The following is a 17,310-nucleotide window of genomic DNA, read 5'->3' as shown; positions in this document are numbered from 1 at the left end:
TACCGCCAGCTCGGAACGAACGACTTTCATGATGAAGATGAAGAAGATGATGCTCGCCTCACGCGGACCGTTTCGTATCTGCCGCGAAGAACCAATCACTGCGGCCCGCGTTTGTCGGCCAATGGTTCGATGCGGTGCGGCGTTCATCGCCCGCTTAGTGAACGAGGTGTGACATGACATCCAAGGCACAGAACAGCGAAGCCCACGAGACCACCGATCACAACGTCATCCAGAAATGGGCCGAAGAACGCGGCGGGAAGCCGGCGACCGTGAAGGCGACGGAGGAGGGTGGCCACGCCGGAATCCTGCGTATTGATTTCGATCCGCCGGATGAAGCGTTGGATCGCATCAGCTGGGATGCGTTCTTCGAGAAGTTCGATGAAGCCGGCATCGCGTTCCTGCATCAGGATCGAACCAAGGACGGCAAGCTCAGTCGATTCCACAAGTTCGTGCGACATTAGCGACCGCGCGACATGGCGGGCGGCTGGGCGGAAGCGATCAGGGCGGGCGATTTTGGGCGCGCCTGGCGGATCAACGATCGAGATTTGCTGGAGATCGCGCATCCGCCGAAGCACACTGGCCCGCGTCACCTCCAGCGGATCTGGCGCGGCGAGGACCTGCAAGATAAGCACGTGCTGGTGCGCTGCTATCACGGACTCGGCGACACCATCCAGTTCCTGCGCTTCATGAAGCCGCTTCGCGCGATTGCGCGCAGCGTCACCCTGTGGTGTCAACCCGAGCTGCTGCCGATGGTCGAGGGCGCAGCGGGCGTCGATCGCGCCATTCCGCTGCATGATGGTGCGCCCGAGAGCGCTTTCGAGGTCGACATCGAGATCATGGAGGTGCCGCACGCTATCAGAGCGCGCCGCGATCAGGTCGAGATGCGCGTTCCCTACCTGATGCTCCCTCCTGTTGCCGTACAACCGCTTCGGCTGCAAAGTCTGGCCGTCGGCCTGGTCTGGAAAGTCGGTGAGTGGGACAAGCGGCGGGAGGTTCCGGCCGTCTTGCTGCGCAATCTCGCTGGATCCGGCGTGACGCTCCATTCGCTTCAGCGCGGGACGAGCACCGAAGAGCTCGCGACGATCGGGGCACGGGACATCAGCACGCCTGATATCGTCGCTCTCGGCCATCGCCTGCGGCAGCTCGATCTCGTCGTATGTGTCGACACCATGATCGCACACCTTGCGGGCGCGCTTGGATGCGAGGCCTGGGTCTTGCTGCATGCCGATTGCGACTGGCGCTGGCCCCAATCCGGTGCGCGTTCGTTCTGGTATCCGAGCCTGCGGCTGTTTCATCAAACACGGCCGGGCGATTGGGTCGATGTCATCGCCGACGCCCGCAACGCGCTACGGGTGCGGCTCGAAGGAGGTCGAACGACCGCGGCGATGTGATTTCCAGACGTTCTTTCCAAGACATTGATGAGGAACGAGCGCCGCCCACGCGCTTTGGTGCAACGCCCTCGCAATGGAAAGACGCTCATGCAAAGTTCCGACGCCGGTGTGTCGACTGCCAGCCTGTCGCAGGTGACCGACGATATCTGGATCGTGAACGACAAGCCGATCAACGCCGCCGGCCTGCAACTGCCCGTACGGATGACTGTCATCCGCCTGTCGAACGGCGACCTCGTGCTGCATTCGCCGGTGAGATATTCGCCGGCTTTGCGCGAAGAGCTGAAGCGGCTGGGCACGATCAGATACCTGCTGGCGCCGAATATTGCGCATTGGATGTTCCTGCCAGAATGGCAAAGGCAGCTGCCGCAGGCCGCGATCTTTGCTGCGCGCGGCCTTGCGGCGCGCAGGCAGGTGCGGGCGGCCGGCCTCCGCGTCGATCGCGAGCTTGGAGACACGACGCCGGAGGAATGGGCCGCCGACCTCGAAACGGTGTCGGTGAATGCTCCGATGTTCTCGGAGGTCGAGCTGTTCGACAGGCGGAGCCGGACGCTGGTTCTGACGGATATCGTGCAGAACCTCGATCCCCACCACCTCAGCGCCTCGAATACAGCCGCGGCGAGCCTGCTCGGCATTGCCAAGCCGGACGGGAAGGCCCCGGTCTATCTGCGGCTGCTGCTCCGCCTCGGCGGCCGTTCGGCGCGGGCTGCGGGCGAGCGGCTCGTGAAGCTGGCTCCGGAGCGGGTGATCTTTGCGCATGGCGACTGGTTCGAAACACAGGGAACGGCACGCCTGCGGCGATCCCTGCGCTGGCTGCTTCCCGCGGACGTCTCGGGACGCGAGCACGGGCAGATGGTCGGCACGCGCGTCGTCATCACCGGCGCCTCCAGTGGAATCGGCCGCGCCGCGGCGCTGGCCTTTGCCCGCGAGGGCGCAAGCGTGGTCCTCGCCGCACGCCGCGGCGAGGTCTTGATGCGGCTTGCTGCGGATTGTGAGGCGCTCGGAGGCCGGGCCCTGGCCGTGCCGACCGACGTCACTGACGCGGAGGCGGTGCAGCGTCTGGCCGGTGAGGCGGATGAGGCCTTCGGCGGCATCGACGTCTGGATCAACAACGCCGGCACGGGCGTGTTCGGGGCCTATCAGGATGCAGACATCGCGCTTCATCGCCGGACCATCGAGGTCAATCTGCTCGGCACCATGCATGGCGCGTTCGCGGTGCTTCCGATCTTCCTTCGCCAGAACCGCGGTGTCCTGATCAACAACATCTCGCTCGGCGGCTGGGCGCCGACGCCCTTTGCCGCAGCCTACACCGCCAGCAAGTTCGGCCTGCGCGGCTTCACCGCAAGCTTGCGTCAGGAGCTTCGGGCTCATCCCGACATTCACGTCTGTGGCGTCTTTCCGTCCATGGTCGATACGCCGGGCTTCGTCCACGGCGCCAACGTCTCCGGACGAAGGCTCGATCCTGGTCCGCTGCTTTATCAATCCGAAGATGTAGCCCAGACCCTCCTGCGCCTCGTCCGCGCGCCTCGTGACGAGATGGCCGTGGGGTGGCCGGCGCGCGCCGGGCAACTGGCCTATGCGGTTGCTCCTGAGATCACCGAGAATGTCATCGGAGCCGCATTCCGCTGGCTGCTGTCGCGCGCGCGTCCAGCAGCAAGGAACGAAGGGACCTTGCTCGAAGCGGGTCCGCAGGGCACGTCCGTCGACGGCGGCTGGCTGGTGCGGAAGCAGGTTCCGCCGGCCGCTGTGCTCAGCAAGGGGCTCGTGGTGCTCGGGATCGCTGCCGGCCTGGCATTCGCGGCATCGAGGGCGGGCCGTTCCAGACCCCGCGCGAGGACGCGGCGGCGCCGCGCGTGAGTCCGCGGCAATCTCGCGCCGAGGACCGACGGCGATGCCCGCCCGCCGGACCGCAGATGGCTCCGGCGCCGGAACGAAGCCCTGAGACCGCGCGTTCCTGCGGGAACACCCGAGGACCAGACGTTGCCGCGCTATCATTTTGACTTGGTGGATTCTGAAACCGTAGCCGACGAAGGAGGTGCCGATTTGCCGGACGACATCAAGGCTTTGGATGTCGCCGAAGAGATTGCGCGGCGCCTGCTCGAGGAGCGTCCCGAGCTCAAGGGCCGCCACTTCTCGATCCTCGTCACGAACGAGGATGATGAGGAAATTGGCCGGATGCCGCTGGATGTAGTGCACTGAAGCCGTGATCTGACATGACGTTCACGATTGGGGTGATCGCCGACACGCATGGACTGCTGAGACCCGAGGCGGAGCGCTGCCTCGCCGGCGTCTCGCACATCATCCACGCCGGCGACATCGGCGCCCAAGCGGTGATGGACGGGCTTTGCCGCATCGCACCAGTCACCGCGATCAGGGGAAATGTCGACCGGGGCACGTGGGCTGAACGCTTTCCCGAAACACAAACGCTGCGCCTCGGCGGCCGCAGCTTCCACGTCCTGCACGACCTCAACGAGCTGACGATCGATCCTGCCGAGTTCGGGATCGATGTCGTGGTCTCAGGGCATTCCCACCGCGCGCGGATCGAAACCCTCAACGGCGTGCTCTATCTGAATCCAGGCAGCGCAGGGAAGCGCCGCTTCAAGCTGCCGATTACGCTGGCAACGATGGAACTGCACTCCGGCGGGCCGCTGCGGCCGGTCATTCACGATCTCGACACGCCAGCAGGCCTCCGCTGCTAGTGCGTCTTCGATTTCTGCCACCGCTCCAGATCCAGCGGCGGCCGGTCCGGATCGATCTGTTCCTTCTCGGGATTGCCTTGCCAAGGCTTATCCGTCTGCCGGTGCGTCGGCATATCGGTCTTCCGGCGCGGATCGTCGAGCGGTGTCTCTCGCGGATCGGTTTCAGGTTCAGTCGCCTTTGGCATGTGTTTCCCCGTCGAGAGTTTCCCTGTCGAACTCGCAGGATGGGCTGCGGCAGCACCCTCTGATCAACCCGGGACGCAGCGCGGTGTTCCCTGTCGCGCTGCGGCGATCAGCGCAGGAACGACCCCTGCGACAACTCATTGTTCTATTTCGACATTGCGAACCATCGACACAGGAGCAGCACATGTCAAAGATGCCTCCAGTCCCCGAAGAACAGCGGAGCAACAAGGGACCCGGTTCCGATCCGGCCGTCGAGCCGACAGAACGGGAGCCGGGCCGCGAGAATTTCGATACCCAGGGCCGCCACGGCAACATCAAGCAGAACACGACCAACCAGGGCTACCAGCAGGATCGATGATGCTCGACCTCAACAGATGCACCAAGAGACAGTCGATGAGCAGGACAGGTCTGGTGCTGCTCGCCGTGCTGGCGACCGCCTCCGCCGGAGCGGCATTCGGGCAGGGAGGTGGCGGCGGCGCGGGAGGAAGCGCCGGTGGCGGGGCGGCCGGGAGCACGTCGTCGGCGCCCGGGACCAACTCGGCCGGGACAGCGCAATCGAGCGGCGGCTCCGGCCCACGGGGATCGACGACCGTCGGCCGACCCGGCAATCCTGCAGGCGGCACCAATATCGGACGCATCGATGGGACCGTCACGCCCGGACCCTCGCTGCAGGGCGACGACCAGATTCGTTCGGAGACCTCCCGCGATTCCGAGGCGGATCGAAAGATCAAAGGCATCTGCAGGGGATGCTGAGTCCATGATGCTGACCCCTTGATCAGCAGGGCTATCGCATTTGAGATTTTCCCTGCGGCCATCCTTCGAGACGCCCGCTTGAGGCGGGCTCCTCAGGATGAGGTCGGAGTGCGCGGCACAGTTTCAACGGGCACTGACACCGATTAGCCTCATCCTGAGGAGGCGCGTCAGCGCCGTCTCGAAGGACGAGGCGTGCGCGGAGACCGCCGCCACAAGTCATATGCGATTGCCCTGCCCATGATCAGGACGCCGGTTTGACCGGCGTCCAGTCCAGGTCCGCATCATCGCGAGGCTCGGGGTCGGCCGGGCAAGGCCTGATCTTCAACTCGTCCTCGAGCACCGCCTCGCCCTCGGCATGCTCGACCAACCCCGCCTCATCGGCTCTCTCCAGCGCTTCCTCCTTGGTCGGAAACGTGCGGCTCATCTTCTCTCCGTCCTTGAACAGGGCGTATGCCATGATCGCCTCTCTGGCTTCCGTCGCTAAGCGCTATGCGATTTCCCTGAGGTTACTCAGGGTCGACAATCCGAGGCCACCCAAAGCAAGCAAGAACGATCTTCTCGGCATGTGCATCTCCAACATGTGAGCGACAGACGCAGCGTGATATCGAACGTTCCTATCGGGAATGAAGCCGATGACCAATCGCGCACGCGTGCCGACGAACGTCTCGCTCGCCTTAACGCATGTTAGTCTCGATCAATTGGCACGATTGATCGCAAGCTCGATCCCAGTGAGATGCTGATCGCCATAGGAACGTGTCCGTCTAGCATGGCTTAATTCCGCATCGGAAGTGCCGAGCCGCGCACGAGTTCACCACATGCAAGACAGACAAAGCAATTTCCCGACGTCCGCAGGCGTCCTTCTCGGACTTGGCCTCGGCGCATTCTTCGACGGCATCGTCTTTCATCAGCTGCTGCAATGGCATCATATGTTAAGCGGCTGGTATCCGCTCGATTCCATCGAGAACATCACCCTCAATACGACTTGGGACGGCATCTTTCACAGTACCGCCTATGTCCTCGTGCTCGCTGGGCTTTATCTGTTATGGCAGCGGGCACGCCGAGGCGCGCCGCGGTGGTCCCGCTCGCAGTGTCTCGGGACGATCCTGATCGGGTGGGGCATCTTCAATCTCGTCGAAGGCGTGATCGATCACCAGATCCTGAGATTGCATCAGGTGAACGAGACCGTGCCCGACGGCCAGCGCATTTTCTGGGATATCGGCTTCCTGCTGTGGGGAGCTGCGATGATCGTCATGGGCGTTGCCATGGCACGCGCGGGCGCGCAGGAGGGAGTGCATGCGAAAGGCAGCTTACAGGCTCGTTAGAAACACGCCGCCGGCTCTGGTCTACGTGATGTTTCTGCTGCTGCTCGTGCTCGCGACGGCGCCGGCGTTTCGGCCAGTGCTGTTCGGCCTCTCCGTCGACGATCTCTTGCAGTTGCGCTGTTTTTCGCCGGTCTGAGCGCGGAGGTGACCATGGTGGAGTTCAGGCTTCCAAGAAACTCCCGCATCGAGCAGGGGGTGGTCTGGCCAAAGCCGGCCGGCAAGAGCTTGCGGGAATTTCAGGTCTATCGCTGGAATCCGGACGATGGCCGCAATCCCAGGCTCGACACCTATTTCGTCGATCAGACGGATTGCGGGCCGATGGTGCTGGACGGGCTGATCTGGATCAAGAACAACATCGACTCGACCCTGACCTTCAGGCGATCCTGCCGAGAGGGCGTTTGCGGCTCCTGCTCGATGAACATCGCCGGCCAGAACACGCTGGCATGCACGAGGTCGATGAACGAGGATGTTGCGGAAGGCGAGCCGCTCCGCGTGCTTCCCCTGCCGCATCAGCCGGTGGTGAAGGACCTGGTGCCGGATCTGACCAACTTCTACGCGCAGCTCGCACTCATCGAGCCGTGGCTGCAGACCACGTCCCCCACGCCGCAGAAGGAATGGCGGCAAAGCCACGAGGATCGGGCGAAACTCGACGGATTGTACGAGTGTATTCTCTGCGCGTGCTGCTCGACCTCATGCCCGAGCTATTGGTGGAATTCCGAGCGTTTTCTCGGGCCGGCAGCCCTGATCCAGGCGGCGCGCTGGATCAATGACAGCCGGGACGAAGCCACCGGCGAACGCCTCGACATGCTCGAGGATCCCTTCAGGATCTATCGCTGCCACACCATTCTGAATTGCGCGAAAGCATGCCCAAAGGGCCTCAATCCCGGAGAAGCCATTTCGGCTCTGCGGCTCAAGATGGTCGAGCGGAAGTTCTGATCGCGAGCGAGACGCCACTGCGCAAAACAGGAACCATGGCTGCGGCGCTCGCTTATCAGACGCGAGTTGGAGGCGCCTGATGGGAAAGAAGCAATTTGCCGCTCTGCCGTTTCGGCTGGACAAGTCCGAGCTGCGGGTGATGCTGATCACGACCAGGCGCAAGCGCAGGTGGAGCGTCCCAAAGGGATCGCCGATGCGCAACAAGGAGCCGCACCTGACGGCTGCGCTCGAAGCCTATGAGGAGGCGGGCCTGGTCGGTGTCGTGGCCACGCGCGCACTGGGCAGCTTCAAGCATCGCAAGCGAAAAGGTGATCGCAAGCGGACCATGAACGTTGCCGTCTTCCCCATGAAGGTGCACGGGCGCCAGCGCTGGTGGCCCGAGAAGGGCGAGCGGGAGGCGATCTGGGTCTCGCCCAAGACGGCGGCGCGCCTGGTGCACAAGGCGCAGCTCCGGCGCCTGATCGCCCGGTTCGCGGCGCAGACGGCGCGCGAGACATCCTCGCCGCTCGGCCGGTGAGGGGGGCCGGGATTAGGAACACGTCGCGCGCCCAATCATTCAAGCTTGATGGACCAACAAACCACGGGGCTCATATCGGAGGAGCGGCCGCCTCACGACATCCTGGCAGCGGCGATCGAGCGACGCCGCGCCGTCTTGTTCGTGGGCGCCGGTGTCTCGATGGCCGTCGGCCTGCCGTCCTGGCAGTCCCTGATTGATCATCTCTTGGACGATCTGGGCCTCGAACGCAACGTCATCGACGGAATGCATGGCGGCTATCAGATGCTTGCGGAATATTATCGGATCAAGCGCGGCGGGATCGGCCCGCTGCGCAGCTGGCTCGACCGCAATTGGCGTGTCGACCCCGAGAAGATCGCCGCTTCAGAGCTGCACCGGATGATCGTCGAGCTGGATTTTCCGGTCATCTACACCACTAATTACGACCGCAACCTCGAAACCGCGTTCGACGTGCTGAACAAGCCCTTTGCGAAGATCAGCAACGCGAAGGAGATCGCGAGCGCTCGCGCCGGCGTCACCCACATCATCAAATTCCACGGCGACTTCGATGACGATGCTTCGCTGGTTCTGACCGAGACCGATTTTCTCAACCGGCTCGCCTTCAATTCCCCGCCCGATATCCGCTTTCGCGCCGATGCGCTGGGAAGCACGCTGCTCTTCGTCGGATACAGCATGTCCGATCCGAACATCCGGCTGCTGCTGCACCGGATCTGGCAGATCTGGGACGAGTCCGGGCACAGCCAGGACCGGCCGCGATCCTTCGTATTCGTCGCGCAGCGCAATCCGGTGCAGGAGGCGGTGCTCGCCAACTGGGGCATCACCACCATCGCCCCGCCCGAGGGTATGGCTGCCGATGACGGTCTCAGGCGGCTGCTGCACGACATTCGCGAGCGGCTTGACGGCAGGACAGCGCCTAGCTCGGGTCCCGACACCGAGAGACATCGCTAGGGCCGCCGCACGCTGCAGATCTCGTTCGGGGCTAGAGTGAGGCTTGCGGCATATTGCATATCCAGAAAGCCGGCGCGCCAGCGCTGCGCCATGGCCGTCTCCGACAGATCAAAGGATTTTTCCGGCCCGGCCTCCTCGCGGCCCGGCCGGTAGCTCAGGAGATAGACCTCGTCCTTGTAGTGGAGGTCCTGAAGCTCGGCGCGGAGCTGACGGGCCTCCAGAGCGTAGCCGAGGCGCTGGAAGGTCTGGTTGCCGAAGGTCAGGTCGCTCTTGCGCTCGGAGGCGGCCTCGAGCCCATCGGGGACTTTGCCGTCGCGCGGAAACAGATCGATCACATAGAGGCGGAGCGGGCCTGCAGTCTCCAGGATCGGATCGAACGGCGCGTTCAGCGAGAACCCGCCGTCGACGAGCCAGCGGCTGGCGATCTGCACCGGAGCGAATTCGGGGAGAAAGCCGCAGCTGGCCAGGATATGGTCCATTTCGATCCGCTCCGATGCGGAGTCGAACAACACGGCATCGCCGCTCTCGACATCGGTGGCGCAGATCGTGATGCGCAGATCGCCGCCATTCAGACGTCCGAAATCAATCAAGCGCTGCAGGCGTTGGCGGGTCGGGCCGAGATCGTAGATGCCGCCGTAGTGAGACGCCGGAATGGGGAGGCGGGGGTGGAAAAAACCGGAATGACCCAGCACGCGCGTACTGATCGAGCTCAGCCACGCGAAAGTATGGCGGCCCGCGTTCGGCACGTCGGCTGGACTGCTTGGGGCATGCCAATAGCTGCGTAAATTGCGCAGCCGATCGTCGCACGGGCTCCCCGCGATCAGCGCGGCCGTGATGGCCCCGGCCGACGAACCGGTCACCCAGTCGATCGGCAGCCGAAGCGAACTGAGGGCTTCAAACACACCGCCATGATAGGCGCCGAGGCCGAGCCCGCCGGAGAACGTGATGGCGGTGAGAGGACGCTCGGCTGTGCCGCCAGGCTCAGCTGCACGGTCGGTCAAGACGGGCGCCAATTGCCGGTCGGGTGGTCGCGCCGATCACCGGTATCTCCCGCAATAGCGAAGATTGATCGCGAGAGCGGCGGCGAGCAATCGACATTCATCTCAAAGCTCCAATGTCGACAATTGAACGCTGCTCTTGATGCCGTGTTCCAAAGGCTCAAACGGCACGCATGGCCGCCCTTTGCGGCGAGCCGTTAACCTGTGTGAAGCCGGTCGCTGCAGATCGCGGCTAAGGTGACGGCTGCGACAGCTCCGACCGGAAGCGGGATGCCAGAACAATCTCCGAGCCTCAGAAATTTCACCATCAACTTCGGTCCTCAACATCCCGCCGCGCACGGGGTGTTGCGGCTGGTGCTCGAGCTGGACGGCGAAGTCGTCGAGCGCGTCGATCCGCATATCGGCCTTCTGCACCGCGGCACCGAAAAGCTGATCGAGGCCAAGACCTATCTCCAGGCCATTCCCTATTTCGACCGGCTCGACTACGTTGCTCCGCTGACCCAGGAACATGCCTTCTGCCTCGCCATCGAACGGCTGATCGGCATTGAGGTGCCGCGCCGCGGCCAGCTCATCAGGGTGCTCTATCACGAGATCAGCCGCATCCTCTCGCACCTTCTGAACGTCACCACCCAGGCCATGGACGTCGGCGCCTTGACCCCGCCGCTGTGGGGCTTCGAAGAGCGCGAGAAGCTCATGGTGTTCTACGAGCGCGCCTCCGGCAGCCGGATGCATGCCAATTATTTCCGGCCGGGCGGCGTGCACCAGGATCTGCCGCCCAAGCTGATCGACGACATCGAGGCCTGGTGTGATCCGTTTCTGAAAGTCGTGGATGATCTCGACCGCTTGCTAACGCTCAACCGGATCTTCAGGGCGCGCAACGTGGATATCGGCAGGGTGACGCTGGAGCAGGCCTGGGCGTGGGGATTTTCGGGCGTGATGGTGCGCGGCTCGGGCGCCGCCTGGGATTTGCGCAAGGCGCAGCCTTACGACTGCTATGCGGAGATGGATTTCGACATCCCCATCGGCAAGAACGGCGACTGCTACGACCGTTATCTCATTCGCATGGAGGAGATGAGGCAGTCCGTCCGCATCATGAAGCAGTGCATCGAGAAGCTGAAGTCGCCGGACGGCGGCGGCCCGGTGATCGTGCAGGACAACAAGGTCGCGCCGCCCCGGCGCGGTGAGATGAAGCGGTCGATGGAGGCGCTGATCCATCACTTCAAGCTCTACACCGAGGGCTTCCATGTTCCCCCCGGCGAAATCTACGTCGCCGTCGAGGCGCCCAAGGGCGAATTCGGCGTGTTTCTCGTCGCGGATGGGACCAACACCGCCTACAAGTGCAAGATTAGGTCGCCCGGCTTCGCCCATCTGCAAGCGATGGATTTCCTCTGCAAAGGGCATTTGCTGGCGGACGTCTCGGCGATCCTGGGCTCGCTGGACATCGTGTTCGGCGAAGTCGATCGCTGATCGTGAACGGCCGGCACGCACCTACTCGGGCAGAGGCGTGTCGGCGATGTCCAGCAGCGCGCCGAGGCCTTGGCGGAGGCGCCGCGTCGCGATGCTGTCGTTGGCAAGGCCGAACACCACGAGCGAGCGCGCGGTCACCGCGTAAGCATGCCCGAACTCGAACTCGGCCATCGGCGCGTCGGGCCGATTGGTGTCGATCAGGCCGAGCCAGCTGCGTCCGTCGGTGACCTCCGGCAGGGTGAAATTCACGACGTCGTGGTGCGCGTTGTAGACCAGCAGCATGGTCGCATCCGAGCCGCGGCGCTTGATCCCGGTCTCCTGCGCGCGGCCGTCGAGCAGCATGCCGAAGCACTTCGCATTGCCGTCCTGCCATTGCTCCGTCGTCATCTCCTCGCCGGACGGCGAGAGCCAGGTGACGTCCTTGACGTCGAGCTCCTCGTTGTGCGAGCCGACCAGGAAGCGGCTGCGGTAGAGGATCGGAAACGCCTTGCGGGTGGCGATCAGCTTGCGCACGAACTCGCGCAGGCTGCGGCCGTTCGCGGTGATGCCCATCCAATTGAGCCAGGTGGTCTCGTTGTCCTGGGCGTAAGCATTGTTATTGCCGTTCTGGGTGTGCCCGAACTCGTCGCCCGCGAGCAGCATCGGCGTACCGTGGGACAGCAGCATCGTTGCCAGCAGATTCCGCTTCTGGCGCTCGCGCAAGGCGGTGATCTCGGCGTCGTTGGTCGGCCCTTCGACGCCGCAATTCCAGGAATGGTTGTTGTCGTGACCGTCGCGATTGTCCTCGCCATTCGCCTCGTTGTGCTTGTCGTTGTACGAGACGAGATCGTTGAGGTTGAAGCCGTCATGCGCGGTGACGAAATTGACGCTGGCCCAGGGCCGGCGTCCGCGCTTGTTGAAGAGGTCGCCGGAGCCCGAAACGCGCTTGGCGACGTCGGCCAGCGTGCCCGGATCGCCCTTCCAGAAGGCGCGCACCGTGTCCCTGAACTTGTCGTTCCACTCGGCCCAGCCCGGCGGAAACTGACCGACCTGATAGCCACCGGGCCCGATATCCCAGGGTTCCGCGATCAGCTTGACGCTGGAGAGCACGGGATCTTGGCGGCAGGCGTCGAGAAAGCCGCCGCCTTCATCGAAGCCATAGGGCTCGCGCGCCAGGATGGTGGCGAGATCGAAACGGAAGCCGTCGACCCGCATCTCTGTCGCCCAGTAGCGCAAGGAATCAGCGACGAGTTGCAGCACACGCTGATGCGAGAGATTGACGGTGTTTCCGGTGCCGGTGTCGTTGATGTAGTAGCGTTTCTTGTCCGGCAGCAGGCGGTAATAGCTGGCATTGTCGATGCCCTTGAACGACAGGGTCGGGCCGAGCTCGTTGCCTTCGGCGGTATGATTGTAGACGACGTCGAGAATGACCTCGATGCCATGGGCGTGAAACTGGTTGACCATGGCCTTGAATTCGTTCGCAGACGTCGCCTTCAGGTAGCGCGGATCAGGAGCGAAGAAGGCGATGGAATTGTAGCCCCAGTAATTGCGCAGGCCTTTCTCGACCAGATAGCTGTCGTCGACGAACGCATGGATCGGCAGCAGCTCGGCGCTGGTGATGCCGAGCGAGCGCAAGTAAGCCGGGATTTCCGAATGTGCCAGGCCCGAGAACGTGCCGCGATCGGCTTCCGGCACCAGCGGATGCAGCTGGGTGAAGCCCTTGACGTGCATCTCGTAGACGATCGTGCGCTCCCACGGCACTTCCGGCTTGCGCGCCACGCCCCAGGTGAAGGCGGGATCGATGACGCGGCATTTTTGCATCAAGGGCGCGCTGTCGCGTTCGTCGAATGACAGGTCCTTGTCGGCGTGATCGAGTTGGTAGCCGAACAGCTCCGGCCCCCAGCGGAGCTGGCCAACCAGCTGCCTGGCGTAGGGATCGAGCACGAGCTTGTTGGGGTTGAAGCGGTGGCCGGCGTCGGGTTCGTAAGGGCCGTGGACGCGATAGCCGTAGACAGTGCCGGGCCGGGCGGAGGGCAGATAGCCGTGCCAGACCTCGTCGGTAAATTCGGGCAGCTCGATGCGCTCGAGTTCCGTTTCGCCGGCATCGTCGAACAGGCAGAGCTCGACCTTGTTGGCGTGGGCGGAGAACAGCGCGAAATTGACGCCGAGGCCATCCCAGGTGGCGCCGAGCGGGAAAGGTCTGCCTTCGGTGATCCGGGTGCGGCGCAGGCGTGAGGCCGTCCGCGTCAGGGCGTCGTCTGAATGTGCTGGCTGGTCCATCTCTGCCCCCGAGTTGCCCGTCAGGATGTCGGCGCAGTCGCGGCGGTGGGCTCCACGTCGGCCGGCTTGGACGGCGCGCTGGCTTTTTGCAGAGCCGCCTCCTTGCTGATGGCCGGAATGGAGTTGCCGATCCGCCCGACGATCGCGATCAGCTCAGCGTCCGAAAGTCCGAGCCGTTTCTTGACGAGGCGCACCTGGGCGCGGTCGGTCAGGTCGAGCTTGTTGCGGATCAGTTGCGGCTTCGGGCGGCGCATGGCCACGGCTCCTGTCTGGGATGGTAACCGTCGCGCTGCTGATTCCGTTCCCGTTGCGCTGCAAATGTCCGGCGTCGGCGCCGTGCAGGAACGAACGCACACCGCTCCGCTTTGTCGCCCCGACGTGCGCAATTGCATGCCGAAGTGGGCATGCGGCGAAAGGGGACGGGCTTGAATCAGAGGCTGGGAATGGCCGAGCAAAATCGGCGCCATGGTCCTCAGATCGTCGATCATGGGGTCTCGTTCAACCTGTGGGCGCCGACGGCGCGATCGGTCGAGCTGCTCGAAATCGGCCAGCCGCCACGCAAGATGCCGCGCGATGCGGACGGCTGGTATCAGCTATTGAGCCAAACTGCGCGCGCCGGCACGCGCTATCAGTTCAGGATCAACCAAGACCTCGTCGTGCCCGATCCCGCCTCGTGCTTCCAGCCGGACGACGTCGGCGCGCCGAGCGAGGTGGTCGACATGGCCGCGTTGAGGGACCCGGTGCTCTATCCGGGCCGTCCCTGGGCGGAAGCCGTGATCTACGAGCTGCATGTCGGCACGTTCAGCGAGGAGGGGACCTATGCCGGCGTCGAGAAGAAGCTGCCTTATCTCCGCGATCTCGGCATCACCGCCATCGAGCTGATGCCGCTCAACGACGTCCCCGGGCGGCACAATTGGGGCTATGACGGCGTGCTCCTGAACGCGCCGAATGCCCGCTATGGCCGGCCGGAGGATCTCAAGCGGCTGCTGCGCGCGGCGCATGCCCTCGACATCATGGTCTATCTCGACGTCGTCTATAACCATTTCGGGCCGCAGCTGAACTATCTGCATCTTTATGCGGAGAATTTCTTCAACCCGCGCCACACCACCGGCTGGGGGCCCGCCGTCAACCTCGAAGGAGCCGACGGCGCGTTCGTGCGCGGGTTTCTGATCGAGAATGCCCTGATGTGGCTGCGCGATTATGGGTTCGACGGCCTGCGCTTCGATGCCGTTCATGCGCTGAAGGACGATTCGAAACGTCATTTCCTGGTCGAGCTCGCCGAGACCCTGCGCAGCCAGCTGGCGGGCCGGCGCATCCATCTGATGCTGGAGAACGAGGCCAATCAGGCGCACCTGCTCGCGCGTTCGCAGGGACGAGCGACGTACTACGATGCGCAATGGGGCGACGACTTCCACAATGCGCTCCACGTCCTGCTCACGGGCGAGGACGAAGGTTATTACCGGGCGTTTGCGGACAAGCCGCTCGAGCATTTGGCGCGATCCCTGACCGAGGGCTTTGCCTATCAGGGCGAGGTGTTTCCCCTGCACGAGGCGCCGCGCGGCGAGCCGAGTGCTCATCTGCCGCCCGAAGCGACCATCTTCTTCGCCCAGAACCACGACCAGGTCGGCAACCGCGCCTTCGGGGAGCGGCTGTCGCGGTTGGTCGGTCCGGACAAGCTGGAGCTGGCCCTCGCACTGGTTCTGCTCAGCCCGCATATTCCAATGCTGTTCATGGGCGAGGAAGCGGCAGCCGAAACGCCCTTCCTGTTCTTCGCCGACTGGACGGGCGAAGCCGCCGAACTGACACGGGAAGGCCGCCGCAAGGAGTTTTCGCACTTCAAAGCGTTCGCGACGCCCGAAACGCGCGCCGGAATCCCGGACCCGTGCGACGAAAGAACCTTCCTCGCCTCCAAGCTGGACTGGTCCAGCATCGAGCAATCGCCTTCCGGCACCAGGTTCCGAGCACTGACGACGCAGTTGTTGACGATCCGGCGCGAGAAGATCGTGCCGCTGATCAAACGCGGGTTCGTTTCGGCGCAGCGACAATTGCTCGGCGCGGATCCCAGCATGGGCGGCGTGGATGTGCGCTGGCAGACCGAGCAGGGCGACGTTCTGCAGATCGTCGCCAATTTCGCCGACCTCGAACTGCCGATGCCCTCGCTGGTCGACGGCGAGAGCCTGTGGCGATTGCACTCTCATGACGCCGGAGCACTTGGGCCCGGCGACATGATCGTGAGGCTTGGCCGCAAGCGCTGACGACAGACGAGGTTCAGCGCTCTCAGGCTAGCTGCCGGCACGGCTCGCGACGGCCGGTGTGGGCGAGGTCGCGAACTTGCCGAGCCCAAGGTAGACGAGGCCCGCCACGCCGATTCCGAACAGCCAGCTCAGATCGGCACCGCCGAGCAGATAGATCGAGATCGGCCCCTGCAGCGCGCTGACGAGGCCGTCCTGCACCAGCCATCCGGCAACGAGGCCGGCGAAGAACGCGATCATGCCGGCCCAGTTGATGTCGCCATAGGCGCTGCTCTCCGGCGAGCGATAGAGCTCGGCCACCTCGATCTTGCCTTTGCGCTTGATGTAGAAGTCGGCGAGCACCACGCCGGCCCACGGGCTCATCCACAACAGCAGGCTGATCATCCAATGGTCGAACGCCTTCGCGAAGGACGGCGCGAAGATGAAGTAGAGGGTGACCAGATAGCCGGCGACGCCGACGATGACGGTGAGCCAGAAGCGCGAGAGTTTCAGCCCCGCGCTCAGGGCCGCCAGCGCCGCCGAATAGACGTTGAGGATGTTGGTAGCGATCGGGCCGTGCAGCACCATCAGGAGGACAAGGATGCTGACGGGACCGCCGAACACCGCGCTGACCATCTTGGCGGGATCCGTGTCCAGCGTCGTCGAGGCAATGGTCGCGCCGAGAATGCCGAGCCAGACCGTCGGCACGAACATGCCGACATAGCTGTACCAGAACACGGCTTTCGACGGCGTGGAGCGCGGCACGAAACGCGAATAGTCGGAGGCCCAGGTGACCCAGGAAATCCCCCAGCCGACGCCGATTGCGGTCATCAGCATCGTCAGCATCGCCAGATGCGCGCCGGGCGGCAGCGAGGTGGTCAGGTTCCAGTTGACGACGCCGGGCCGCGTCCAGGCCAGCACGCTCATCAGCACCATGATGGCGATGGTCGGCGGCACCGTGTACTTCTCGAAGGTGCGGATCGCGTAGAAGCCGTAGACGCCGATCATCACCTGCACCGCCATCACCAGCGTGATGACGATCATCTCGACCAGCCAGGTGTCGGGCACGCCGAACTGGCCGAGGATGCCCATCGAGACCTTGACCGGGAAATAGGTGTTCACGCCGATCCAGCCCAGCGTCATCAGGAACATCAGGATGCTCGGCAGGTAGGCGCCGCGGACGCCGAAGGCGGACCGGCTCAGCACCATCTGGTTGACGCCGGTCTTGTGTCCCATCACCGTGAAGGTCGCGAAGATCGCGCAGCCCACGATGTTGCCGAGCACGATGACCGCGATTGTCTCCATCAGGCCGAGCTTGAGGATGATGCCGAGCGCGCCGAGCGCCCAGTTCACCGGCGCGATGTTGGCGCCGGCCCAGATCCACATCTGCTGCGGCCCGCTGGAGTCCCGGTCCGCGTCGGGAATTGGCTCGATGCTGTGAATATCAGCGCGAAGTTCGGAATCCGTCATGACATCCCCCAATACGAAGCACGCTTCGCATCATCGCAGCATAAATCGTGCCATGGGTCGCGGAGCGGCCGGGCCGGGCGCGTTTCGATATCGGACGCAGCGGGGCTCGCCTCGGATGCGACTGCGTTTTCAAGCGCCGGCC

21 protein-coding genes are annotated in these 17,310 nt (G+C 64.0%); 15 read left to right on the top strand and 6 right to left on the bottom strand.

Annotated elements, in window-relative coordinates; translation table 11 throughout:
- The first annotated feature begins 28 nt into the window (after window positions 1-28).
- The 6 genes from I6F16_RS04725 to I6F16_RS04700 all read left to right on the top strand — a co-directional run bounded on the left by I6F16_RS04725 (window position 29) and on the right by I6F16_RS04700 (window position 4,087).
- On the top strand, window positions 29-172 hold the full coding sequence (locus I6F16_RS04725) for a hypothetical protein (protein ID WP_225173474.1): 144 nt from the start codon (window positions 29-31) through the stop codon (window positions 170-172).
- 1 nt (window position 173) lies between these two features.
- Window positions 174-461 carry a hypothetical protein gene (locus I6F16_RS04720; RefSeq protein WP_057029924.1) on the top strand — a complete coding sequence of 96 codons (288 nt, stop codon included), beginning with the start codon at window positions 174-176 and terminating at the stop codon, window positions 459-461.
- Between the two features lie 12 nt (window positions 462-473).
- Complete coding sequence (locus I6F16_RS04715; protein WP_225173473.1) at window positions 474-1,391, top strand: hypothetical protein; 918 nt, start codon at window positions 474-476, stop codon at window positions 1,389-1,391.
- Window positions 1,392-1,478: 87 nt separating this feature from the next.
- Complete coding sequence (locus I6F16_RS04710; RefSeq protein ID WP_225173472.1) at window positions 1,479-3,245, top strand: SDR family oxidoreductase; 1,767 nt, start codon at window positions 1,479-1,481, stop codon at window positions 3,243-3,245.
- A 123-nt stretch (window positions 3,246-3,368) separates the two neighbouring features.
- Window positions 3,369-3,587: a hypothetical protein gene (locus tag I6F16_RS04705; protein WP_036023686.1), complete on the top strand. Its 219-nt coding sequence runs from the start codon at window positions 3,369-3,371 to the stop codon at window positions 3,585-3,587.
- Between the two features lie 14 nt (window positions 3,588-3,601).
- The gene (locus I6F16_RS04700) at window positions 3,602-4,087 is read left to right on the top strand and encodes a metallophosphoesterase family protein (RefSeq protein ID WP_225173471.1); all 486 of its coding nucleotides are present in this window, start codon (window positions 3,602-3,604) and stop codon (window positions 4,085-4,087) included.
- Here the strand turns inward: I6F16_RS04700 and I6F16_RS04695 are convergent.
- Entirely contained in the window at window positions 4,084-4,272 is a 189-nt protein-coding gene (locus tag I6F16_RS04695; RefSeq protein ID WP_225173470.1) for a hypothetical protein, read from the bottom strand. The genes I6F16_RS04700 and I6F16_RS04695 overlap by 4 nt on opposite strands.
- A gap of 182 nt (window positions 4,273-4,454) precedes the next feature.
- Between I6F16_RS04695 and I6F16_RS04690 the strand changes: the two genes are divergently transcribed.
- Window positions 4,455-4,628: a hypothetical protein gene (locus I6F16_RS04690; protein WP_192893250.1), complete on the top strand. Its 174-nt coding sequence runs from the start codon at window positions 4,455-4,457 to the stop codon at window positions 4,626-4,628.
- Between the two features lie 35 nt (window positions 4,629-4,663).
- Complete coding sequence (locus tag I6F16_RS04685) at window positions 4,664-5,023, top strand: hypothetical protein (RefSeq protein ID WP_225173469.1); 360 nt, start codon at window positions 4,664-4,666, stop codon at window positions 5,021-5,023.
- A gap of 241 nt (window positions 5,024-5,264) precedes the next feature.
- Here the strand turns inward: I6F16_RS04685 and I6F16_RS04680 are convergent, their stop codons facing one another.
- Window positions 5,265-5,480, bottom strand: coding sequence for a hypothetical protein (locus tag I6F16_RS04680; protein WP_225137910.1), 216 nt, complete (start codon window positions 5,478-5,480; stop codon window positions 5,265-5,267).
- 358 nt (window positions 5,481-5,838) lie between these two features.
- On the opposite strand from I6F16_RS04680, the gene I6F16_RS04675 reads away from it, so the two are divergent.
- From I6F16_RS04675 to I6F16_RS04655, 5 genes are all read left to right on the top strand, one after another.
- Window positions 5,839-6,345 carry a DUF2243 domain-containing protein gene (locus I6F16_RS04675; protein WP_036005029.1) on the top strand — a complete coding sequence of 169 codons (507 nt, stop codon included), beginning with the start codon at window positions 5,839-5,841 and terminating at the stop codon, window positions 6,343-6,345.
- Entirely contained in the window at window positions 6,317-6,481 is a 165-nt protein-coding gene (locus I6F16_RS04670; RefSeq protein WP_156447251.1) for a hypothetical protein, read from the top strand. Before I6F16_RS04675 ends, I6F16_RS04670 begins: the two co-directional genes overlap by 29 nt.
- Before the next feature lie 14 nt (window positions 6,482-6,495).
- Window positions 6,496-7,281, top strand: coding sequence for a succinate dehydrogenase iron-sulfur subunit (locus I6F16_RS04665; RefSeq protein ID WP_036005027.1), 786 nt, complete (start codon window positions 6,496-6,498; stop codon window positions 7,279-7,281).
- A 79-nt stretch (window positions 7,282-7,360) separates the two neighbouring features.
- On the top strand, window positions 7,361-7,798 hold the full coding sequence (locus I6F16_RS04660) for an NUDIX hydrolase (RefSeq protein WP_036005025.1): 438 nt from the start codon (window positions 7,361-7,363) through the stop codon (window positions 7,796-7,798).
- Between the two features lie 48 nt (window positions 7,799-7,846).
- Window positions 7,847-8,743 (top strand): SIR2 family protein, encoded by an 897-nt coding sequence (locus tag I6F16_RS04655; protein ID WP_225173468.1) that lies wholly within the window; start codon window positions 7,847-7,849, stop codon window positions 8,741-8,743.
- On the opposite strand, the gene I6F16_RS04650 is transcribed toward I6F16_RS04655, so the two are convergent.
- The gene (locus I6F16_RS04650; protein ID WP_225173467.1) at window positions 8,740-9,744 is read right to left on the bottom strand and encodes a patatin-like phospholipase family protein; all 1,005 of its coding nucleotides are present in this window, start codon (window positions 9,742-9,744) and stop codon (window positions 8,740-8,742) included. The genes I6F16_RS04655 and I6F16_RS04650 overlap by 4 nt on opposite strands.
- 267 nt (window positions 9,745-10,011) lie before the next feature.
- On the opposite strand from I6F16_RS04650, the gene I6F16_RS04645 reads away from it, so the two are divergent.
- Window positions 10,012-11,208 carry an NADH-quinone oxidoreductase subunit D gene (locus I6F16_RS04645; RefSeq protein WP_036005022.1) on the top strand — a complete coding sequence of 399 codons (1,197 nt, stop codon included), beginning with the start codon at window positions 10,012-10,014 and terminating at the stop codon, window positions 11,206-11,208.
- A gap of 21 nt (window positions 11,209-11,229) precedes the next feature.
- Here the strand turns inward: I6F16_RS04645 and glgX are convergent, their stop codons facing one another.
- Window positions 11,230-13,467, bottom strand: a complete 2,238-nt coding sequence (gene glgX / locus I6F16_RS04640) for a glycogen debranching protein GlgX (RefSeq protein ID WP_036023694.1) — start codon at window positions 13,465-13,467, stop codon at window positions 11,230-11,232.
- Window positions 13,468-13,487: 20 nt separating this feature from the next.
- Entirely contained in the window at window positions 13,488-13,721 is a 234-nt protein-coding gene (locus tag I6F16_RS04635; protein ID WP_225173466.1) for a DUF3606 domain-containing protein, read from the bottom strand.
- A gap of 189 nt (window positions 13,722-13,910) precedes the next feature.
- On the opposite strand from I6F16_RS04635, the gene treZ reads away from it, so the two are divergent.
- Complete coding sequence (treZ, locus tag I6F16_RS04630; protein WP_225173465.1) at window positions 13,911-15,722, top strand: malto-oligosyltrehalose trehalohydrolase; 1,812 nt, start codon at window positions 13,911-13,913, stop codon at window positions 15,720-15,722.
- Window positions 15,723-15,749: 27 nt separating this feature from the next.
- On the opposite strand, the gene I6F16_RS04625 is transcribed toward treZ, so the two are convergent.
- On the bottom strand, window positions 15,750-17,168 hold the full coding sequence (locus I6F16_RS04625; protein WP_057030087.1) for a cytosine permease: 1,419 nt from the start codon (window positions 17,166-17,168) through the stop codon (window positions 15,750-15,752).
- Window positions 17,169-17,310: the final 142 nt, after the last annotated feature.

The organism is Bradyrhizobium sp. IC4060, from assembly GCF_020193715.1.
Lineage (GTDB): Bacteria > Pseudomonadota > Alphaproteobacteria > Rhizobiales > Xanthobacteraceae > Bradyrhizobium > Bradyrhizobium yuanmingense.
The sequence above is the reverse complement of the archived record's forward strand: the minus strand, read 5'-3'. Positions and strand labels throughout refer to the sequence as shown.